Source organism: Sphingobium sp. EP60837, from assembly GCF_001658005.1.
GTDB lineage: Bacteria > Pseudomonadota > Alphaproteobacteria > Sphingomonadales > Sphingomonadaceae > Sphingobium > Sphingobium tyrosinilyticum.
Map to the genome: position 1 here is coordinate 509,377 of NZ_CP015987.1, position 18,596 is coordinate 527,972.

16 protein-coding genes are annotated in these 18,596 nt (G+C 61.0%); 10 read left to right on the plus strand and 6 right to left on the minus strand.

Translation table 11 applies throughout. From position 1 onward, the window contains the following. Position 1 precedes the first annotated feature (1 nt). From EP837_RS15325 to EP837_RS15345, 5 genes are all read left to right on the plus strand, one after another. Positions 2-565, plus strand: a complete 564-nt coding sequence (locus tag EP837_RS15325) for a hypothetical protein (RefSeq protein WP_066530490.1) — start codon at positions 2-4, stop codon at positions 563-565. Positions 566-590: 25 nt separating this feature from the next. Then, positions 591-1,358 carry a fimbria/pilus periplasmic chaperone gene (locus EP837_RS15330; protein WP_066530493.1) on the plus strand — a complete coding sequence of 256 codons (768 nt, stop codon included), beginning with the start codon at positions 591-593 and terminating at the stop codon, positions 1,356-1,358. Further along, positions 1,342-3,876 carry a fimbria/pilus outer membrane usher protein gene (locus EP837_RS15335; protein WP_066530502.1) on the plus strand — a complete coding sequence of 845 codons (2,535 nt, stop codon included), beginning with the start codon at positions 1,342-1,344 and terminating at the stop codon, positions 3,874-3,876. The genes EP837_RS15330 and EP837_RS15335 overlap by 17 nt, the downstream gene beginning before the upstream one ends. Further along, positions 3,873-4,769: a hypothetical protein gene (locus tag EP837_RS15340; protein WP_066530509.1), complete on the plus strand. Its 897-nt coding sequence runs from the start codon at positions 3,873-3,875 to the stop codon at positions 4,767-4,769. Before EP837_RS15335 ends, EP837_RS15340 begins: the two co-directional genes overlap by 4 nt. 94 nt (positions 4,770-4,863) lie before the next feature. Next, positions 4,864-5,751 carry a mechanosensitive ion channel family protein gene (locus EP837_RS15345; RefSeq protein ID WP_066530511.1) on the plus strand — a complete coding sequence of 296 codons (888 nt, stop codon included), beginning with the start codon at positions 4,864-4,866 and terminating at the stop codon, positions 5,749-5,751. A gap of 25 nt (positions 5,752-5,776) precedes the next feature. Here EP837_RS15345 and EP837_RS21890 read toward each other — a convergent pair whose 3' ends face one another. Then, a complete protein-coding gene (locus tag EP837_RS21890; RefSeq protein ID WP_257784379.1) occupies positions 5,777-5,908 on the minus strand; it encodes a hypothetical protein in 132 nt (43 codons plus the stop codon). A 96-nt stretch (positions 5,909-6,004) separates the two neighbouring features. On the opposite strand from EP837_RS21890, the gene nhaA reads away from it, so the two are divergent. Further along, the gene (gene nhaA, locus EP837_RS15350) at positions 6,005-7,192 is read left to right on the plus strand and encodes a Na+/H+ antiporter NhaA (protein ID WP_066530513.1); all 1,188 of its coding nucleotides are present in this window, start codon (positions 6,005-6,007) and stop codon (positions 7,190-7,192) included. Between the two features lie 62 nt (positions 7,193-7,254). Here nhaA and EP837_RS15355 read toward each other — a convergent pair whose 3' ends face one another. Next, positions 7,255-9,699, minus strand: a complete 2,445-nt coding sequence (locus EP837_RS15355; protein WP_066530522.1) for a hypothetical protein — start codon at positions 9,697-9,699, stop codon at positions 7,255-7,257. A 128-nt stretch (positions 9,700-9,827) separates the two neighbouring features. Beyond that, positions 9,828-10,007 carry a hypothetical protein gene (locus EP837_RS21085; protein ID WP_156518633.1) on the minus strand — a complete coding sequence of 60 codons (180 nt, stop codon included), beginning with the start codon at positions 10,005-10,007 and terminating at the stop codon, positions 9,828-9,830. Between the two features lie 298 nt (positions 10,008-10,305). Here EP837_RS21085 and EP837_RS15360 point away from each other — a divergent pair, with 298 nt between their 5' ends. After that, positions 10,306-11,502 carry a cytochrome P450 gene (locus EP837_RS15360; protein WP_225870667.1) on the plus strand — a complete coding sequence of 399 codons (1,197 nt, stop codon included), beginning with the start codon at positions 10,306-10,308 and terminating at the stop codon, positions 11,500-11,502. Positions 11,503-12,480: 978 nt separating this feature from the next. Here the strand turns inward: EP837_RS15360 and EP837_RS15365 are convergent. Next, positions 12,481-13,746: a cation:proton antiporter gene (locus EP837_RS15365; RefSeq protein ID WP_066530528.1), complete on the minus strand. Its 1,266-nt coding sequence runs from the start codon at positions 13,744-13,746 to the stop codon at positions 12,481-12,483. Between the two features lie 85 nt (positions 13,747-13,831). Next, positions 13,832-14,245 (minus strand): BLUF domain-containing protein, encoded by a 414-nt coding sequence (locus tag EP837_RS15370; RefSeq protein ID WP_066530531.1) that lies wholly within the window; start codon positions 14,243-14,245, stop codon positions 13,832-13,834. Between the two features lie 292 nt (positions 14,246-14,537). Between EP837_RS15370 and EP837_RS15375 the strand changes: the two genes are divergently transcribed. Next, complete coding sequence (locus tag EP837_RS15375; protein WP_066530534.1) at positions 14,538-14,717, plus strand: hypothetical protein; 180 nt, start codon at positions 14,538-14,540, stop codon at positions 14,715-14,717. Between the two features lie 92 nt (positions 14,718-14,809). On the opposite strand, the gene EP837_RS15380 is transcribed toward EP837_RS15375, so the two are convergent. Further along, positions 14,810-15,367 carry a DUF1993 domain-containing protein gene (locus tag EP837_RS15380; protein WP_066530540.1) on the minus strand — a complete coding sequence of 186 codons (558 nt, stop codon included), beginning with the start codon at positions 15,365-15,367 and terminating at the stop codon, positions 14,810-14,812. 157 nt (positions 15,368-15,524) lie between these two features. On the opposite strand from EP837_RS15380, the gene EP837_RS15385 reads away from it, so the two are divergent. Then, the gene (locus EP837_RS15385) at positions 15,525-17,024 is read left to right on the plus strand and encodes a glycerol-3-phosphate dehydrogenase (protein ID WP_066530546.1); all 1,500 of its coding nucleotides are present in this window, start codon (positions 15,525-15,527) and stop codon (positions 17,022-17,024) included. Further along, a complete protein-coding gene (gene glpK / locus EP837_RS15390) occupies positions 17,021-18,505 on the plus strand; it encodes a glycerol kinase GlpK (protein WP_066530549.1) in 1,485 nt (494 codons plus the stop codon). Before EP837_RS15385 ends, glpK begins: the two co-directional genes overlap by 4 nt. Positions 18,506-18,596 lie beyond the last annotated feature (91 nt).

Sequence of the window (18,596 nt, forward strand, 5' to 3'; positions counted from 1 at the left end):
AATGGTGCGTAAATCAGTATTTATATTGGTCATTCTGGCATGGACGGGGTTCTCGCCCGCCCATGCCGCCCCCCAGCCACGCACATTCACGGTTACCGGGCGGGTCAGCTCCAGCTGCTCGCTAGGCAGCAACAACACGCCGATCACGATCTCCACCACGGTCGGAGCAAACGGCAAGCTCGACACCAGTCTCAACAACAAAAGCTGGACCATCCCCAACGTCATGTGCAGCGCTCCGTCGAGCATCAAAATCTCGGCCAAGGCGCTGCGACGCAATCCGGCCAATGTGAGCGTTCCGAACGGCCAAAGCCAGACCGCGAACTTCACCGCCACCGCAAGCGGATGGTCGCTCACACCCGCGAGCGTCACGACATCAGAAACGCTGCCGATCGGAACGGGCGCGACCTTTACCAGCCCCGCGCAGACGCAAAATTCGGCCAAGGCAGGCAACATCACCGTCACGGTGAACAACTTCACGTCCGTCGTCGGATCGAACGGCAACGGCAGCAAGCTTGTGGATGGCCCCTATTCGGCCACCATCACCGTTTCACTGTCACCGAATTAGTCGAGACTTGCGGGGGTTTTCGAACATGCGCCTTTACAGAAATTTCCTGACCCTGGGCGCTGCGGCCGCCGGGCTGGTGGGTGCGCTTGGCGCATCGTCGGCGCTGGCCACCACGGTTTCGCCGGTTATGGTCGATCTGCAGACCGCCGGGCGCGGCGTGGTCGCGAATATTTCGGTCACCAATACCGGCGCAGGCCCGCTTCCGGTCGAGATCACGGTCACCGCGCTCGATCCCACGCCGAGCGGGTTCCAGCCAGGCAATGGCAGCGCGGACGACCTGCTGGTCGCTCCGCCCACGGCGCTGATCCCCGCCGGACAGACGCAGACCTTCCGCGTCCAGTGGATCGGCGATCCCGACCTAGCGACGAGCAAACATTATTATGTCAGCGTCAACCAGCTGCCGGTGAAGCTGCCCGAAGGTCAGTCGGCGGTCCAGATCGTCTATAATTTCCAGGTGCTCGTCAGCGTATCGTCGCCGAACAAGAAGCCGGAACTGACCATCAAGTCGGTCGATGCGGCCAAGGGCGAAGGCGACAAGCCCGCCATCGCCGTGCAGGTCGCCAATGGCGGCGAAGCGCATGGCTATATCAGCCAGCACCGGCTGAAGATCAGCGAGACGAACGCCGCGGGGGCGGAAATCTTCTCCAAGACGATCAGCGGGGCCGAATTCCAGCAGATGGTCGGCTATGGCCTGGTCGCCACCGGCCAGACCCGCACCGTCACCGTCCCTGTCGAGGGCGCACCGAAGGGCGGCACGTTCAGCGCCGCGCTGCTGGATGAGCGCGCGCAATGAACTCGCCCTTGCTTCCGGGCCGCGCGATCCCGCGCTGCGGACCGGCGCGTCCATATCCCTCCTGATCAGGGGCCGGGGGGTTGCATTGACGTTGGCAACAGACGCGATGCCTCAAGCGATGGCGGCTGAAGTCGCGCCCGCGCCGGTTCCGGTCAAGATCAACCCGACCAAGCGCATATTGCGCTTCATCGTGCCGGTGACGGACGGCCCGACCTATTTGGGCGACATCGACCTGGCGGTAGCGCCCGATGACAGCCTGTCCGTCGCGACGCCACGGTTGATGCAGATGCTGGAGCCGATCCTGAAGCCGGATGTGCTGGCGCGGCTCAAGGCGGCGATTGGCGCGTCGGACAGCGTGACCGCGCAGCAGCTCGCGGCCGAGAAAATCTTGCTCAGCTATGACAGCCAGAAGCTGGCCCTGTCCCTCGCCATTCCCGTCACGGCGCGGCGGACCAGCGCAATGAGCCTGAGGGCGGCAAACGACGCAGGCGGCGAGACGCTGCAGCCCGCGAGCGCGAGCGGCTATATCAATTTGCGGTCGGCCATCGACGTTATTGAACGAGGCCCGCAGCGGGGGCTGATGCCGCCGGTTTCGCTGATCGACGGCGCAGCCAGGCTGTTTGGCGTCGTCGCGGAAGGCGAAGGCTATCTGTCGCTGCGAGAGGGCGAACCGCTGCTGCGCCGCACCGGCACGCGGCTGGTCTATGACGATATCGATAGGACGATGCGCTGGGCGTTGGGCGATGTCCGGCCCTTCGGCACGAGTTTTCAGAGTACGCCGACGGTGGGCGGCCTGTCCGTGTCGCGCATCTACAGCATCCTCCAACCGCAACGAGAGGTCCGGTCGACCGGATCGCAGAGCTTTTCGCTGTTTGCGCCGAGCACCGTCGAAACGATCGTCAACGGCCGCACGGTTGAGCGCAAGCTGCTGCAGCCGGGCAATTACACGCTGCAGGACTTTCCGCTGGCCGAGGGCGCCAACGATGTCCGGCTGCAGATCGAGGATGAGACGGGCAAGCGCCGCCTCGTCGAGTTCAATCTCTATTCGAACCGATCGCTGCTCGATCCGGGGCTGACGGAATTTTCCGCCTTTGCGGGCGTTTATGCGCGGCCCACGCGCGCGGGCATCGCCTATTCCAATGACTGGTCGGCGTCGGGCTTCGTGCGGCGAGGGTTGAGCCAGCGGCTGACCACCGGGCTGAACTTCCAGGCCGATCGCAATGCGCAGCAGGCGGGGCTGGAACTGCTGGGTGGCAGCGGCCTTGGCCTGATCGGCGCGGAAGTCGCGGTCAGCCAGCGGGACGGGCGGACCGGCTATGCGGCGTCGGCCAGTTTCGAAAAGCTGATCCAGGAGGGAAGCGGGGAAGGATCGCAGTCGCTGCGGGGTCTGGTCGAAGTGCGCAGCGCGGATTTCGCCATCCCCGGCGTCCTGCTGGTCCGCGAGCCCATGGCGATGCGCGTGTCGGCGGGATATTCGATGACCTTCGGGCGAGACGCGTTTCTGACGCTGGACGGCCAATATTCCAAGGACCGGGTGCAGAAGGAACATCGCTACAGCCTGCGGGCGAGCGGCGGGATCGGCATCGCGGAGGGGCTGTCGCTGGTCAGCGACATCCAGTTCGAGCGCGGACGAAGCGGACATAGCGCGCTCATCCGCTTCGGATTGCGCAAGCGGTTTGGCGGGCGTTCCTATGGGCAGGTGGACGCGGACAGCCGGGGCGTCGTCAAGTCCACTTTCCAAAGCTCCGGCGGGCGGGGGATCGGCGCGTGGAGCGGTAGCCTCGATCTCACTCGCGATTCGAGGGGGGCCTCGTTCAACGGCAATGGCACCTATACGGCGAACCGGGCGGAACTGGGCGTCAGCCAGATCGCCACTTATGATACGGGCGGCGGGTCGATCCGGGACATGCGCACATCCTTGCGCGTCGGCACCTCCCTCGCCTTCGCGGATGGCGCGCTTGCGCTTGGCCGCCCCATTCAGGACAGTTTCCTGATCGCCAGCACGCACAGCAGCCTTCGCGGCAAGCCGGTGCGGCTAGACCCGCAGGACAGGAGCGAACATGCGCGGTCGGGGCTGCTCGGCGCGGCGTTGGAAGGGGGCTTGAGCGCCCATTCGCCGCGGCTGCTCATCTATGACGTACCCGAAGCGCCCGCGGGATATGATCTGGGCGCGGGCAATGTCGGCCTGCTGCCCCCCTATCGCGCTGGCTACAAGCTGACGGTGGGGTCGGACTATCATCTGCTGGTGATCGGCCGCCTGTTGAGGAGCGATGGCGATCCGATATCGCTGCTGGCGGGCAAGGCGATTGACCTTGGCGCGCCCAAGCGGCCCGCCACGACCATCTTCACATCGCGCGCGGGCAAGTTTGGCGCGCAGGGCCTGCGGCCCGGCCGGTGGCGGATCGAAATGCCCACCGAGCCGCCGACGATTTACGAGATTCAGATTCAGGATGATCCAACCGGAACCGTTCGCGTCGGCGACCTGCATCCGGTGACAGCAAGAAGGGGTGAGCGATGAGCAAGTGGACGAAGCTGGCGGGGGTGGCGCTCGCCTTTGGAATTGCGCAACCGGCGATGGCGGCGAACTGCGCGACGGTGAGTTTTTCGCCGTTTAACAGCTCTTCTCAATTCGACCCGATCAACGGAAATTATCCTGGGCAGACGATCACCGCGACGGTGACCAGGTTAGACAGCAACGCAGACTCCGCTCGTTTGATCCTGCTCGATAATGACGCAGGAGCGCTCAAGCTTTCTCAAAACGGCCCTATTTACAATATCACTACTGGTGGCAATCAAGCTGTGTACGAAGCGCACCATCTCGTGCAGAACAATGAGGGCGCACTGATATTGTTCGCTTCATCAAACACGGCCAACTTTACGTTCACTATCCCGAACACAACAAGTGATTTCACAGGAGGAACAGCCTATTCAGAGCCTTTGACATATTCCATCTCCTGTTTCAAAAACACGACGGGTAATGGAAATTCGCAAAGCAGCAATTTAGAAGTAACAGCCTTCAACGCGTCAGTCACTATCGCGAAGATAGTTAGCATCACCACTGCGGGCCCGCAGACGATCAATTTTGGGAATTTCACGACAACGTCGCAGCAGCTTCAGGTGGGCGTGAAGAGCACCAGTTCCATCAATGTGAATGTGCAAACCGCGAACACCAATCAGATGGTCCTCGCGGGCGCTGTTTCGCCTTATCCGGCGAACTCGTCGATCCCTTACACGATGACGCTCAACGGTACGACGGTTTCGAACGGTACAAGCCTCACCAACCAGACCCGCGCAGGGGTTGCGGGGATGAACTGGCCGCTGATCCTCAATCTGACCGGCGGTCTGCCCTCCGGCAAGATTGCTGGCACTTACTCAGACACCATCACCTTGACGCTGACGCCGGGGACCTGAGGAGCTTGCCCCCCTGCCGGAGGCGTTCTGATTAGTACGCCCCCTGACCCGCGCCATACTGCGAACCAAGCGGTCCGCAGCGCGTTTCTTCCGGATGGACACGGTCAATATATTGCTGCGGCAGCTTGTCCGAATGTGGCAAGGCTTTGTCGCGGCGATACCGAGCATCATCATCGCTTTGGCGATCATCATGCTCACCTGGCTGGCCGCGCGCTATGCCAAGCGGATTGCCGACCGTCTGACCGCTCAGGTCAATTTGCGTCCCAGCCTAAAGGAACTGATCGACACGATCGTTTCCATCGCGATCTGGATCGTGGGGTTGCTGATCGCGGCGACGGTCGTGCTGCCGGGGCTGACGCCCGCCAGCCTTGTCGCGGGCCTCGGCATAGGGACCATTGCAATCGGCTTTGCCTTTCAGGATTTCTTCCAGAATTTTCTGTCCGGGATCATCATCATGGTGCGCAAGAAGATGCGCATCGGCGATGTGATCGAATGCGAAGGGATCATCGGCCGGGTCGAGCATATCTCGCTGCGCGAAACGCATTTGCGCAAGCTGTCCAATGAACTGACCATCGTGCCCAATTCCACCCTGTTCAAAAATCCGGTGGAGATACTGACCGACGGCGCAGAGCGGCGGCATGAGATCGTGGTCGGCATCGCCTATGATGCGGATCTGGACCTGGCCGCCGCTGTCTTGCGAAAGGCGGTCGAGGGGGTCGAACAGGTCAGCAAGGAACGGCCTGTCGACATCTTCGCGCAGGAATTCAGCGCCAGCTCGGTCGATTTCACCGTGCGCTGGTGGGCGGGTTCCAAACCTTCCGACATGCATGCGAGCCGCGACGCCGTAATCCGGGCCATCAAGCGCGCGCTCGACGACGCGGGCATCGAAATTCCCTATCCCTATGTCACGAACATATTCAAGGAACCCATGCCGATACAGCCTGTGCCCAACGGGCCTAGCAAGGGCGAAGAGAGCGCCTGATCACGCTCGCTTAGCGGGCCGCCCTTCAGTCGGCCGACAGCAGAAAGGCGGCGCACATGGCGCCCAGATCCTGTTTCAGCTCCTCCCAATCGCCTTCCCACGCGGCGCCGGTGGCCGAACCGAAGCCCAGATAGCGCGCGATGGCCGCATAAATCACGCGATAGGCGAGCGGAATTGGCGGAGAGCGCGGTGAGATGATATTTTAGCGCTTCCCTGGGTGGCGGGCAGCTTGTTCGGCGGTTAGGACCGCTGCATGAGCGTTACGCCACTGATCAGCCGCCCATTTTCGATGATGCGCGCCTTTCTTGCGGCCGAAGCTGCGGGCGGCATCATCCTGATGGCGGCGGCGGCGGCGGGAATGCTTGTCGCCAACTCGGCACTGGCGGGCGGTTATTTCCATATGTTGCATGTGGAGGCGGGGGGGCTCAGCATCCTGCACTGGATCAATGATGGTTTGATGGCCCTGTTCTTTCTGATCGTGGGGCTGGAGGTGAAGCGCGAGCTGTTGGACGGGCAACTCTCCCGATGGCCGGACCGCCTGCTGCCGGGCGTAGCGGCCGGTGCGGGCGTGGTGCTGCCCGCGCTCATCTATATTGCGGTCAATCGAGGAGACGCGACCGGGCTGCGCGGCTGGGCGATCCCGGCGGCCACTGACATCGCCTTCGCATTGGGCGTTCTGGCTTTGCTGGGGCGGCGGATACCGGGGTCGCTCAAGATATTGCTGACGGCAGTGGCGATCATTGATGACCTGATCGCGGTGCTCATCATCGCTTTATTTTACAGCGCGCAACTCAACATGCTGCCGCTCGCCCTTGCAGGGGGCGGGCTTGTGGGACTGGCGCTTTGCAATCGTGCGGGCGTTAACAGCCTCTGGCCCTATTTGCTGATTGGCCTTTTCATCTGGTTCTGCGTGTTGCAGTCCGGGATACACGCGACTTTGGCTGGCGTTGCGGTTGCGATGACCGTGCCGCTGAGGAAAACGCCGGGCACGCCGGACGACAGGCATTCCCCGCTATACCGGCTGGAACATGGCCTTCACCCCTGGATTGCTTATGCGATCGTTCCCCTCTTCGGCTTTGCGAATGCAGGCGTGTCGCTGAGCGGATTTGCGTTGCCTGACCTTGCCGCACCCGTGCCGCTGGGGATCGCGCTTGGGCTATTTGCGGGCAAGCAGCTGGGCATATTCAGCACGATCTGGCTGCTGTCCCGCCTGGGATGGGCGGAGCGGCCGAGCCATTCTACCTGGCCGCAGGTCTATGGCGTGGCGCTGCTGTGCGGCATCGGTTTTACGATGAGCCTCTTCATCAGCGGCCTCGCCTTCGCTGGGCATGCCCATGAGAGTGATGCGGCCAAGCTCGGCATATTGCTCGGTTCACTGACATCGGCAATCGCCGGCTACGCCGTGCTGCGAATAGTACCGGGCGTGAAGGCGGCGCATTAAGCGGGCGAGAAACAAGGCGGCGTCCAGCTGAGGGATGAACGCCGCCTAGCTTCCTCATATGTTCAAACAAAAGTCAGCCATGGTGACTGCAGGTTGAATGACTGCACCCCAAGCAGTTCCAAGGGCGCCAGAGCGGCATTGACTGTCGCGTCATAGACGCCGTCATTATTGGCGTCGATATCCACGACGAAGCTCTGCGTCGCCGCGTCACCATCGCCGTCCTTCAATTCGACGGTAAAGCCCAGCTGCACGTCATCAGGGGGCACGATGATGTGAATGTCGCCTACTCCTATCTTTGTGGCGGGTCCGCTTATTTTGGTGATCGTGATCGACTCTATCGTCGCGCCCTCCAGATCGGTGGCGGAAATATCGATCGTTCCGTTCTTCCCAACGACTTCCGCGGTGTGGCCGGGGTCGCTACTGGAAATGGTGCCGCCTCCCGCTATCGTCGCCACCCAGCTATAGGTGCCGCCCTGCGCCGACTTGGTGCCGATCTGTATCCCCTCAAAGGTGATTAGCGTGCCGTCTGCCTCGTGCAGCGTGAAGGTCAAGGACTCTCCGGCATCCAGATTGCCGTTGTCCACGCCGACGAACCCGTGGCTTTCGTTGATATTGCCGTTCGCGCCTGAAACACTACTGTCAGCAGTCATCCGCACGAAATCATCATTCTGTGCGGCTCCGATCTCGAGAATGGGATTGTCCGGCGAACCTGCCTTGATAACTTCGGCCGGGCTGAGATCCAATGTCGAACCCGGCAGTTCATCGATCATGGTGAAAGTATAACCGCCTGTCGAGCTGTTGAGCACCAAAGTATAAAGGTCTTTGCCCAGATAGGTGCCGGTAATCGACATGTGCGATGTGTCGTCATAGGTCCATTGGAAGGCGCCGACATTATCTTCGGGTCCCAGGATCGTATAGCTGGCCAGCCCGTCCGTGCCCGGCAACAGCCCGTAGGAACTCGAGGCGACCGATGGATCGCCACCGCTGAGGTCGTTATCCACCTTCAGATCGTTTGCGCCAATCACTGCTTGCGGCGTCAGCGAAGGGCCGTCGTCATCGACGAAAAGATGGGAACCCAGGCCAAAGCCCGTCAGGCCACCCGAAGTCAGATCGATATGGCCGATATCGAATGACGCGCTGCCCTGCAGGGCCTGGATGTCGATGCGATTGAAGGTGCCATCTACAGCGCTTGCGCCATTGAACGCCGTAAAGGTGATGAGGTCATTGGCCTTCGCACCATCGACGATCACATCGTTGCCGGTGATCGTGACCGTTATCCCACCTTGGGCCGTTCCGTTGCTGGCGTCATTGAAATTCCAGGTGAACCCGCCGATCACGACGCTTGCAATCGCAACGTCGGTATCGTCGGTCAGGTGCGTATCATTGTCCTGATTGCCGATGTAGCTGTAGGATGCGCCCGGAACGTCGGCATAGCCTTCCTCCGGCAACAGGTCGGCCGGAGCCTTATCGACGCCCCCGCCGCCTGCTTCGAAGAAGGAGAAGTGGATCTTGGCCGATGATCCGCCGGTCAGCTGCGATATGAAGACGGACGCGCTGCTGACGTTGATATAATCGTCATAGTCGATTTGCTTGACATTTTGCCCGGTAAAGGTCGGCGTTGCGGCGGAGATCGGCTTATATCCGGTCACGAAAGTGAACACGCCCGTAGCGCCGTCTGCGCTGTTCGTAGGCGCGAAATGCTGGGCATTGATACCGATGGTGGTGTCCGTCGCCTTGCTTGTATTCACCGCATCGCTCGGATCAGTTCCACCCTTTTCGATCGTGCCGATCGCAGAAGGCTTTCCACTGTCCTTCACGTTCAGGTCCTGACCCGTAATCAGCATGGCCGCGCCAGCAGTGCCGACCGCGGCCCACAGGAAATTGCCTGCATCCAACTGATCGAAATCAAACGACACTGCCGTATCGACGCCGACCTGGAGCACATCGCTTAGCGACAATGTTTCATCGGCGCTCGCCGTGTTCGTGTGCTTGATGGCCTCAAAGAACAGCATCTGCACCCCGGCGCTCGCGATATGGGTGGTGACGTTGTCAATCGTCTCGCCCGTCAGCGCCAATGCGCCGACGATGCGGCCGCTATTGTCCGAGGTCGTCCACAATGTCGCATAATTTCCAGTGACATCGACATGGACGTAAAGGCTTTCGCCAGCGAGTGTCGTAATCCCGGTAAGAGCGACTGTTGAATCGGCAAGGAATTTGAGGTCGTTCAAAGTCTCGCCAGGATCAGCCGTCACCTGGATGAATGTGGAACTGCTCGACGCCGCATCGGTAAGTACCGCATAATTTTTCTGCGCGGCGGAAAGACCAAGGCCGATCAGGAATGTTTCAAATCCTGAATCAAGACCATCGAGTTCGCCAGCCAACAGGGTGACATCTATCTCATTGCCGGTATCTGCGGTCGCGAGGGTTTGAACGCCACCCGATTGGTCGTAAGCGACGTTCTGAACGCCGGACGTGACCCGGTCGTTGTCGATCGAGAAGGTAGCCATCGCATCTCTCCGTCCCCCCAACCGTTTCAGGAAAAACCCCACCCGCGGTGAGTGCGACCACTATAATTGGAGCGATCGGGATCGCCCATTCATCCCAGGGAATAGGCCAAAGGATTCCCGGCCGCCTTCTATGCGCGAGATCTCCTCGCACTTGCTCGCTCGGCGTTTTCAGCCGCCTTTGCCAACGCCTTATGCTCTGCCGCCAGACGTCTGTGCTGCTCGGCAGTAATGTCATCGGCATGAAGATCAGCCTCGCTTTCTTCCTCAGCCGCGCGTCTGCGATGATATTGTGAAATGCTTTCGGCCATTGTCGTGGCTCCTAAAGCGAGCGTGACTATTTACCACCTCAATAAGGCGAATTACCAGCGATTCGTTTCGGTCCCGCACTAAGTAGCTGCGCTGCCGTGACTTTCATTTTTAGGGATCGGAACAATAGGTGGATGGCTCGAGTCGCGGACGGGAACTTGCCGCCGACCGCGCCAATCTTGCAATCAGACGAACCTGTGCCGCCGGGGCTCCGGAGTCGAGCTCGTTGCCAGCGGCTGTTGACGCTCCCCTCCAGGAGCGTAGGTTGCGTGCGACGCATATCCTGTGAGGTTCATGCTCATGGAAGCCGAAGTCCGTTCTGACGCCTGCCCTTTTCACCACGGTGGCGACGACCGCAAATCCGCTTCCGCATCGGAGGCGGGCGGCACCGTCGCTCCGAACATCCGGACGCAAAACTTCGCGCAGGCGCGCACCATATTGCGCAGCGACAAGGTGCACCAGGCCGGGTTCATGGCCGAGCAGGTGAACAGGATCGGCAGCGCCACCCGCCAGCCGATCCTCTTCCTGGAAGGAGAGGCGCACCGCGTCCAGCGCGGCGCGACCGCCCGTTTCTTCACCCCGCGCGTCGTGACGACCCACTATCGCGAGTTGATGATCCGGCTGAGCGACAATTTGGTCGGACGCTTTCAGCGGGACAAGCGCGCGCAGCTTGATCAGCTGAGCCTCGAACTGGCGGTAGAGGTCGCAAGCCATATCGTCGGCCTTACCAATAGCGATCCAGCGGGCCTCACGAAACGCCTGGACGCCTTCTTCACCGGCGACTTCGACCGGCCCCGCAACAAGCTGAGCGCGCTCGCCTGGTTTTTGCGGTCGCAATATCGGGTACTGTCCTTTTACTTTCGCGACGTCGCCCCCGCGATCCGCGCCCGCAAGAAGCAGCGGCAGGATGATGTGATCTCCCACCTTATCGACCAGGGTTATGATGGCCGGGAGATTTTGACGGAGTGCCTGGTCTATGGCGCCGCCGGAATGGCAACGACGCGCGAGTTCATCGTGATGGCGGCGTGGCACATGCTAGAGCGCGAGGAATTGCGGGCTTCATTCCTGGCGGCCGATGAAAGCGGCAAGATCGCGCTGCTGGAGGAATTGCTGCGGCTCGAACCGGTCGTGGGCTACATCTACCGGCGGATGCAGAGCAGCCTGCCAGGCGACGCGGGTCTGGAAGGCGCGGAGGCAGGCGCTGCAGTCGCTGTCGATGTGCGCGCGGCGAATTCGGACGCGGACGCCTTTGGGGAACGTCCTTGCGAAGTGGTGCCGGGGCGGCATGTCAGCGCCAAATATGGCAATGCCGGCCTGTCCTTCGGCGATGGCGAGCATCGATGCCCAGGCGCGCAGGTCGCCCTCCTGGAAACCTGCCTTTTTCTGGAGAGGTTGATGCAGGTTCCTGGGCTGAATCTCGACCGACCACCTTCCCTGGCGTGGAATCGCCTGGTGACCGGTTATGAGCTGCGCAACGCCATGATTAGCTGCGACTGACGGGCACGGGGCCTGCATCCCAGCGCTGACCCACATCTCTCCTTGAACCGAACATCTGGCGCTGGTTTCCGGCGGCGCTCATACCACCGAGCCGCGCATGGGTGGAATTGCGCGTGGAAGGGGAGGCGGATTACAACGCATCCATGCTGCGCTTAGTATAAAGCAGACCTCCTTCGCAAGGAAGACCGACAGAAATTAGCTAAGGCGAGCGTGTGGCGAACGGATCATAGTTCACCGGGCGCAAAATCTCACAGTCCCATTTTGAACCGTCCCGTTCTATAAGTACAAGCTGAACTCCCGGACTCTAGCGACTTGTTATTAACTATGTTTTTTCGTAATTGTGACTGGATCATGCGCTAACGCATGTTTATAATAGTCTGGAATGAGGCAACATTATAACTTTAGATATATGGTCGAATCATGCCCCTGCCGCTTCTCTGGAGGAGCAGGTTACACCTGTTTGCGACCCAAACTGCCCCGTCCTCGAAAGGATGGGGCATTTTTGTATTAGCCCAAGCCCGCTCGATTGCCTCTTTATGGATTTAGTCAACGATGGGGAGCAATATACCTGCCATGACTTGCCAATTAAAAGGGAGGATTAGTATAGTTTTGATGCCGACAATTTGATTCGCATCTTGGATCATGTTATTGCCTTAGACTATTGCAGTGACGGGGATAAAGTGCACGGCGGAGGAAAGGATGCCGATATGGTCGATATGTCCTCGAACAGGTCCTATGCAACTCCCGAAAAGGCTGCCACCTATCGAGCCTTTGTCAGCTCTTCGACTTGGTATGCAGGCTGTGCGGATGGGCATTTCTTTTGGGCGGGTCCAGATCGACATTCCGTAGCTGAAGCTGAAGCCGATGCAGACCAGCATAATCGGATAAAACATGGTGGTGAGCGCTCGGCGATCGTCTTGTGTAACTTGGACGGTGTTTTGAAGAATACCTAGCTTGTCATTTTCCTCCGGCGGCCTGCTACTGCCCGTCCGGGTCCCGGCCTTGCCGCCGATCCAGCCAGCGCATCGCCGGTGTGACAGTCAGCCCGTGGAGCAGGATTGAAACGAGGGCGGCCAGGCCGACGATCGCCCACATCTTTTCTGGATCGCCGACATCCATATGGTTGAGGCCATAGGCCAGATAATAGAAGGACCCCACGCCGCGGATGCCGAAGAAGGCAATGGTGAGCTTTTCGAAATAGTCGGCCTTGAAACCGAGCAGCGCGATCATTCCCGTCAATGGACGGACGACCAGAATGATGAGCAAGACCAGCAGCACGTCCATCGCGCGTAACGGCGCAAGCAGACCGCCTACCAAGGCTCCGCCGAACAGCAGCAAGAGGACCATCATCGCCAGCCGTTCGACCTGCTCGGTCAGGTCGTGCATCTGCACATTGAACTCATGATCGCGATGCGACGCGCGCAAGGTCAGCGCCGTGACGAAGACAGCGAGAAAGCCGTAGCAATTGAGGATCTCCATGACGCCGTATGAGACAAAGGTCGCGGCGATCGCGATAAGGCCGTCCCCTGTCTTGGCGAGCTTGGTTTCGGCCGGCACGCGAAATGTCAGCCAGCCAAACAGTTTGCCGACCAGCCAGCCGCCAATGATCCCGATCGTGATTTCCCACAGGACGCTCACTCCCAACCACCGCTCCAGCCAAGGTTCGCTCCCACCCGACGCTAGTGCAAGCGCAATGGCCAGTTGGACGAATGGAAAGGCCAGCCCATCGTTGAGGCCCGCTTCAGACGTCAGCCCGAAGCGCACTTCATCCTCTTCCCCGGTGCGCGGCGGTCCGACCTGGACGTCTGCGGCAAGGACGGGATCAGTGGGCGCAAGGCTCGCGGCAAGCAACAGAGCCATGGCCCAGGGCAGACCCAGCAGCGTGGCGGCCAGCAGCATGATGATTAGGATGCCCAGCGGCATCGTGACGGCCAGAAGCCGCCATGTCACCGCCCAGCGCTTCCAATGGAACGGACGATCCAGCTTCAGGCCCGCGCCCATGAGAGCGATGATCACCACAAATTCGCTGAAGCGTTCGGTGACGTCCGGATGACTGAGCGGGGACGGCCGCCAACCTATTTCGGGTATGCAGAAGATGGCCGCCCCGATCAGGATGCAGACGATCGGAAGCGAAAGCGGCAGTTTCTTCAAAGCAAGCGGCAGCCAGGCGACAAGGGCGATCAGCAACCCTGCGCCGGTCAGTATGAGGATATAGGGCTGGGGCGCGTTGAACGGCAATTCCATGGATTGCTAACGCACCTGCCGCCGACGCGTTTCTGCGCCACGCCCTCTTGCGCCGATCCGGCTGCTCTAGCGGGTCAGTTACCCATCATCCCCGCCCCTTCACCGTCATTTCGCACAGGAACTGCGCCAGGGCCTCCACATTTGCTTCGCCGTCATGCTCGGCGGCGATCAACAGCTCTTCGGCTCTTGATGACAAAAGTTGTGGAGGAGGCAGATAAGCAAGGGACCATGTGACAAATCGTCGATGCGAATATTCTCCTTCGGCGATCGTCCGGATATTCTCGTGCCGCATGTCCAGGCAGATGCTCTGCCGCAACTGGTCCACCCCTCTGGGCGGACCCTCCAGATATTGCGCGAAATTCCGGCCTGTGAACAGGAGCGCTCCGGTAACGCCAAGCGCGCGGTTGCGGGCGACCGACACGTTGACGATATCGCACACCACCTCGTCGGCCTCGTCATCGACCAGACGGCTCGCACTTATATAGAACCATCTGAACATCGTCCGCCCCTCCCCTGCAACCATGGGGTTAGGGCAGGAGCCCACGGGTAGGTGGTGAGCCCCTGCCCCGCCTACCTCCCTGAACCAGGTACAGATTAGCATGATGGTCGCCACCCCTCTAACACACGGGTTAACATCGGGGGAATAAGCCGCGCGCCCGCCCGGACCCTACATCGTTCGACATAGCTCTAAATTGATTGGCCGGCTCTGAAGGGATTCTAACAAAGGTTATTCCTCACGCTGCCGAGCGCCCTTAGTTTGGCTGTCCAACGACTCATAGGAGAGGGCAGTAGTGAGAACGTCCAAAGACGCTGACTATCTGTTGCAGCAATCCAAGCAGGAAGCTCACAAGGCGCGCGAAGCCCTATGCAATGGGGATAGCGCCGATACCATCTACCTCCATCGGGAAAATGCAGTCCGCTATTATGCAAGAGCGATGGCGGTCATGCGACCATCCACCGCCCTGCATTGACGATTGACCGAAGAACATCCGACACAATTGATTGACGGATGCGCGCGGCGGTCATGCCGTGCCGACTATCGCACGGGCAGCTATCTGTTCGGCTAACCGCCAGGCCGCAAATAAGCGAACATGTGCGCGACATAGTCCGCTTTTCCCAGATCGACGCCCTGGGCGCGAAGGATCGCGTAGGCAGTCATCACATGGAAGTAGAATTGCGGCAGCGCCCAGTCGCGGACATATTGCTCCGCGGTGAGGTCGAACACCATGCCCTGCGGCAGCCTGTGGGCGATCGGCGTCGCCGGGTCCAGGTCTGGAGCGTCTGCAGCGGCCGCCTTGACGATGCCGATGGTGGAGTCGATCCTGGCCAGCGCGTCGGCGATCGAGCCTGGGCGCTCCGCCGCGTTGCGTCCCTCCTCCAGCAACTCCTCGATCGACGGCGGGAAAACTTCTTGCCGCAACCGGAACATGCCCTCTTGCGCTTGGACGCAGGCGAAGCGGATCTGGGTTGAGAGCGGGAACATGTCCGACGCGAGCCGCGCGGTGAGCAGCGCCGCGCCGCCATCCTGCACTTTCTCCTCGTCGATCTTGCCGAGCCAAGCCGACAGCGCGCCCAGCATCTGCATGTAAGTGGGCGCGAGAATATCCTTAAGCGTCGTCATGATCTTCCCTTGTTCATCTGATCGGCCGGCCGGACGGGACCATAAAGCCGTGGTCTCACACACAAAACGAATCATCCGAAAGAAACTGTTCGATTGCGAAAATAGGTTTCGCGTTCGATAGTCCGATCGAAGCGCCTTTGAATGTGCAGGACCTGGCATGCTGGACGAAGCGGACTGCGATCTGCTGGTCATCGGAGGAGGGATCAACGGCGCGGGCATAGCCCGCGACGGGGCTGGCCGGGGGTTGCGCGTTATCGTGCTGGAGGCAGGCGACATCGCGCGCGGAACGTCATCAGCCTCGACCAAATTGATCCATGGCGGGCTGCGCTATTTGGAACATTTCGAATTCGGGCTGGTGCGTGAATCCCTTGCCGAGCGGGAAAGGCTTTGGGCCATTGCACCTCATATCGTCCGTCCGATGCGCTTCGTCCTTCCCCATCAGGACGGGCTGCGGCCACGATGGCTGCTGAGGCTGGGCCTGTTCCTCTATGACCATATCGGCGGCCGCAAACGCCTGCCCGCCACCCGAACGCTCGATCTGCGCCGTCATGAGGCGGGTGGGCCGCTCAAACCCGGTTTCCGCACCGGCTTTGCCTATTCCGATTGCTGGGTCGATGACGCGCGCCTGGTGCTGCTGAACCTGCGCGACGCGGCGGATCGCGGCGCGCTGGTCCTGCCGCACACGCCCGCCACGGCGCTGGAGCGCGATGGTGAGATCTGGCGCGTGACGACCCATGGGGGCCGCATCTTTCGCGCCAGGGCCATCGTCAACGCAGCCGGCCCCTCAGTGCTGGACATATTGCGCCTCGCCCATTCGGAAAGCTATGTGCGGACGCGATTGGTGCGCGGCTCTCACATCGTGGTCCCGCGCCTGTTCGATCATGACTTTTCCTATTTTTTCCAGCTGCCCGACGGCCGCATCTTCTTCGCGATCCCTTATGAGAGAGACTTCACCCTGATCGGCACCACCGATGCCGATCATGACGGGCCGCCCCTGCAGGTCGAGCCTGACCCGGCGGAGATTGCCTATCTGTGCGACGGCGCAAACCGTTATTTCGGCCGCCAAATCGCTCCTTCAGACGTGCGATGGAGCTTTGCCGGGGTCCGCCCGCTCATCGACGACGGATCAGGCCGGCCGGAAGCATCGACACGGGGGTATCGGCTGGAGCTTTCCGATCCTGCCGCTGGCCCGACGCTCCTCAGCATTTTCGGCGGCAAGCTGACCACCTATCGCCACCTTGCGGAAAATGCGCTGGCCTTGCTGTCGCAGCGGCTGCCGGACGTTCCGCTCACCGGCTGGACCGACAGCGAACCGCTTCCTGGCGGCGACTTCCCCATGGACGGCGCTGCTGGCCTGATCGCACGGCTGCGGGAACGCTACCCCTTTCTGGGTGAGGCATGGAGCGAACGCCTGATCCGTTGCTATGGCACCAAGAGCTTCGATATCCTGAGCGATGCGCAGGCAGTCGAGGATTGCGGGCGGCATTTCGGCCATGGCCTGACGGAGCGCGAGGTCGATCATCTGATGGCGCGCGAATGGGCGGCAACGGCCGAGGACATTCTCTGGCGCCGCACGAAACTCGGCTTGCGCTTTACGGCCGAAGAGGCGGAAGGGCTCGCCGCCTGGATGAAAGATAAGCTGGGAGAAGAAGCATGAAGGCGGTGCTCGCGATCGATCAGGGGACGACATCCACCCGCTCGCTGCTGATCGACGAAATGGCCAAGGTGCGCTGCGCCGCGCAGATCGAGCTGAAACAATATTATCCGGCGGACGGATGGGTCGAACATGATCCCGAAGCGATCTGGCGCGACGTCGTGGCGACTGCATGCGAAGCCTTGGAAAAAGCGAAGGGCCTGGCCCTCGACATCACCGCAATCGGCATCGCCAACCAGCGTGAAACCTGTGTCCTGTGGGACCGGGAGAGCTGCAAGCCGATCCATCCGGCGATCGTCTGGCAGGATCGGCGCGGCGCGGACCTTTGCCGCCGCTTCATTGATGAGGGGCTGGAGCAGGAGGTCACCAACCGCACCGGCCTGTTGCTCGATTCCTATTTCACCGCCAGCAAGCTCGCCTGGTTGCTCGATACGATCCCTTCCGCACGCAAACAGGCGGAGGAAGGTCGGCTGGCCTTTGGCACCATCGACTGCTTCCTCTTATGGCGCCTGACCGGCGGCAAGGTGCATGCCACCGATGCGACCAACGCCAGCCGAACCTTGCTGTTCGACATCGCCAAGATGGCATGGTGCCCGGACCTGTGCCGCATGTTCGGCATTCCGATGCAGATATTGCCGGAAGTCCGCGAAACTGACGCCCTGTTCGGCCTATCCGACAAGGATATACTGGGCCTGTCCCTGCCGATCGCGGGGATGGTCGGGGATCAGCAAGGCGCGCTCATCGGCCAGGGCTGCCTCGAACGCAGCGACGCGAAGATCACCTTGGGAACCGGCGGGTTCGCGATGTTGAATTCGGGCGGTGATATCTGCCGGTCAAGGCACCGCATGCTTTCCACAGTGGCTTGCTATTCCGGGGGCGTTGCAAGCTACGCCATTGAAGGCGCTTTCTTCGTCGCGGGCGCAGGGATCAAATGGACGAGGGACAAGCTCCACCTCGTCGCCTCCGCAGCCGAGACGGAAGCGATGGCCCGATCGCTCACCGACAACGGCGGCGTCTATCTGGTGCCCGCCTTTGTCGGCCTGGGCGCGCCCCACTGGAATCCGTCTGCGCGGGCCATGTTGACGGGCATGACTTTCGCGACCGGCCCTGAGCATATCGTCCGGGCGGCGCTGGAATGCGTCGCCTATCAAAGCGCCGACCTGCTGAGCGCCATGGCGCTCGACAGCGGCGTTCGGCCTGGCGAACTGAAAGTGGACGGCGGCATGGTGGCCAATGACTGGCTTTGCCAATTCCTTGCCGACATACTCGACCTGGACATCGTCAGGCCCGCCAATATCGAGACGACGGCCCTGGGCGCGGCATTTCTTGCGGGTGCGCGCACAGGCGTATGGACGGCCTTGCCCGACGCCGTATCGCACCTGGCAACCGATCGGCGGTTCAGCCCTGCCCTGCCCCGCGCAGAACGGGGTCGCCTTCTTGCCGGATGGCGCGAGGCAGTTGGCCATGCCCTTGGTTCGGGTTGAATTGCTATTTGTATGAGTATAAAGGCCAGGGGGCCTGTCCCTGGGAGCTTAGCCGACGGGTCGAAGGCAAATGGGAGATCGCTGGATGATG

Coding starts and splice junctions, on each gene's coding strand:
- EP837_RS15385 (WP_066530546.1), top strand. CDS start 15,525: ATGCTGGACGAAGCGGACTGCGATCTGCTGGTCATCGGAGGAGGGATC.
- EP837_RS15370 (WP_066530531.1), bottom strand. CDS start 14,245: ATGTTCAGATGGTTCTATATAAGTGCGAGCCGTCTGGTCGATGACGAG.
- nhaA (WP_066530513.1), top strand. CDS start 6,005: ATGAGCGTTACGCCACTGATCAGCCGCCCATTTTCGATGATGCGCGCC.
- EP837_RS21085 (WP_156518633.1), bottom strand. CDS start 10,007: ATGGCCGAAAGCATTTCACAATATCATCGCAGACGCGCGGCTGAGGAA.
- EP837_RS15345 (WP_066530511.1), top strand. CDS start 4,864: ATGGACACGGTCAATATATTGCTGCGGCAGCTTGTCCGAATGTGGCAA.
- EP837_RS15325 (WP_066530490.1), top strand. CDS start 2: ATGGTGCGTAAATCAGTATTTATATTGGTCATTCTGGCATGGACGGGG.
- EP837_RS15340 (WP_066530509.1), top strand. CDS start 3,873: ATGAGCAAGTGGACGAAGCTGGCGGGGGTGGCGCTCGCCTTTGGAATT.
- EP837_RS15360 (WP_225870667.1), top strand. CDS start 10,306: ATGGAAGCCGAAGTCCGTTCTGACGCCTGCCCTTTTCACCACGGTGGC.
- EP837_RS15355 (WP_066530522.1), bottom strand. CDS start 9,699: ATGGCTACCTTCTCGATCGACAACGACCGGGTCACGTCCGGCGTTCAG.
- EP837_RS15365 (WP_066530528.1), bottom strand. CDS start 13,746: ATGGAATTGCCGTTCAACGCGCCCCAGCCCTATATCCTCATACTGACC.
- glpK (WP_066530549.1), top strand. CDS start 17,021: ATGAAGGCGGTGCTCGCGATCGATCAGGGGACGACATCCACCCGCTCG.
- EP837_RS15335 (WP_066530502.1), top strand. CDS start 1,342: ATGAGCGCGCGCAATGAACTCGCCCTTGCTTCCGGGCCGCGCGATCCC.
- EP837_RS15380 (WP_066530540.1), bottom strand. CDS start 15,367: ATGACGACGCTTAAGGATATTCTCGCGCCCACTTACATGCAGATGCTG.
- EP837_RS15330 (WP_066530493.1), top strand. CDS start 591: ATGCGCCTTTACAGAAATTTCCTGACCCTGGGCGCTGCGGCCGCCGGG.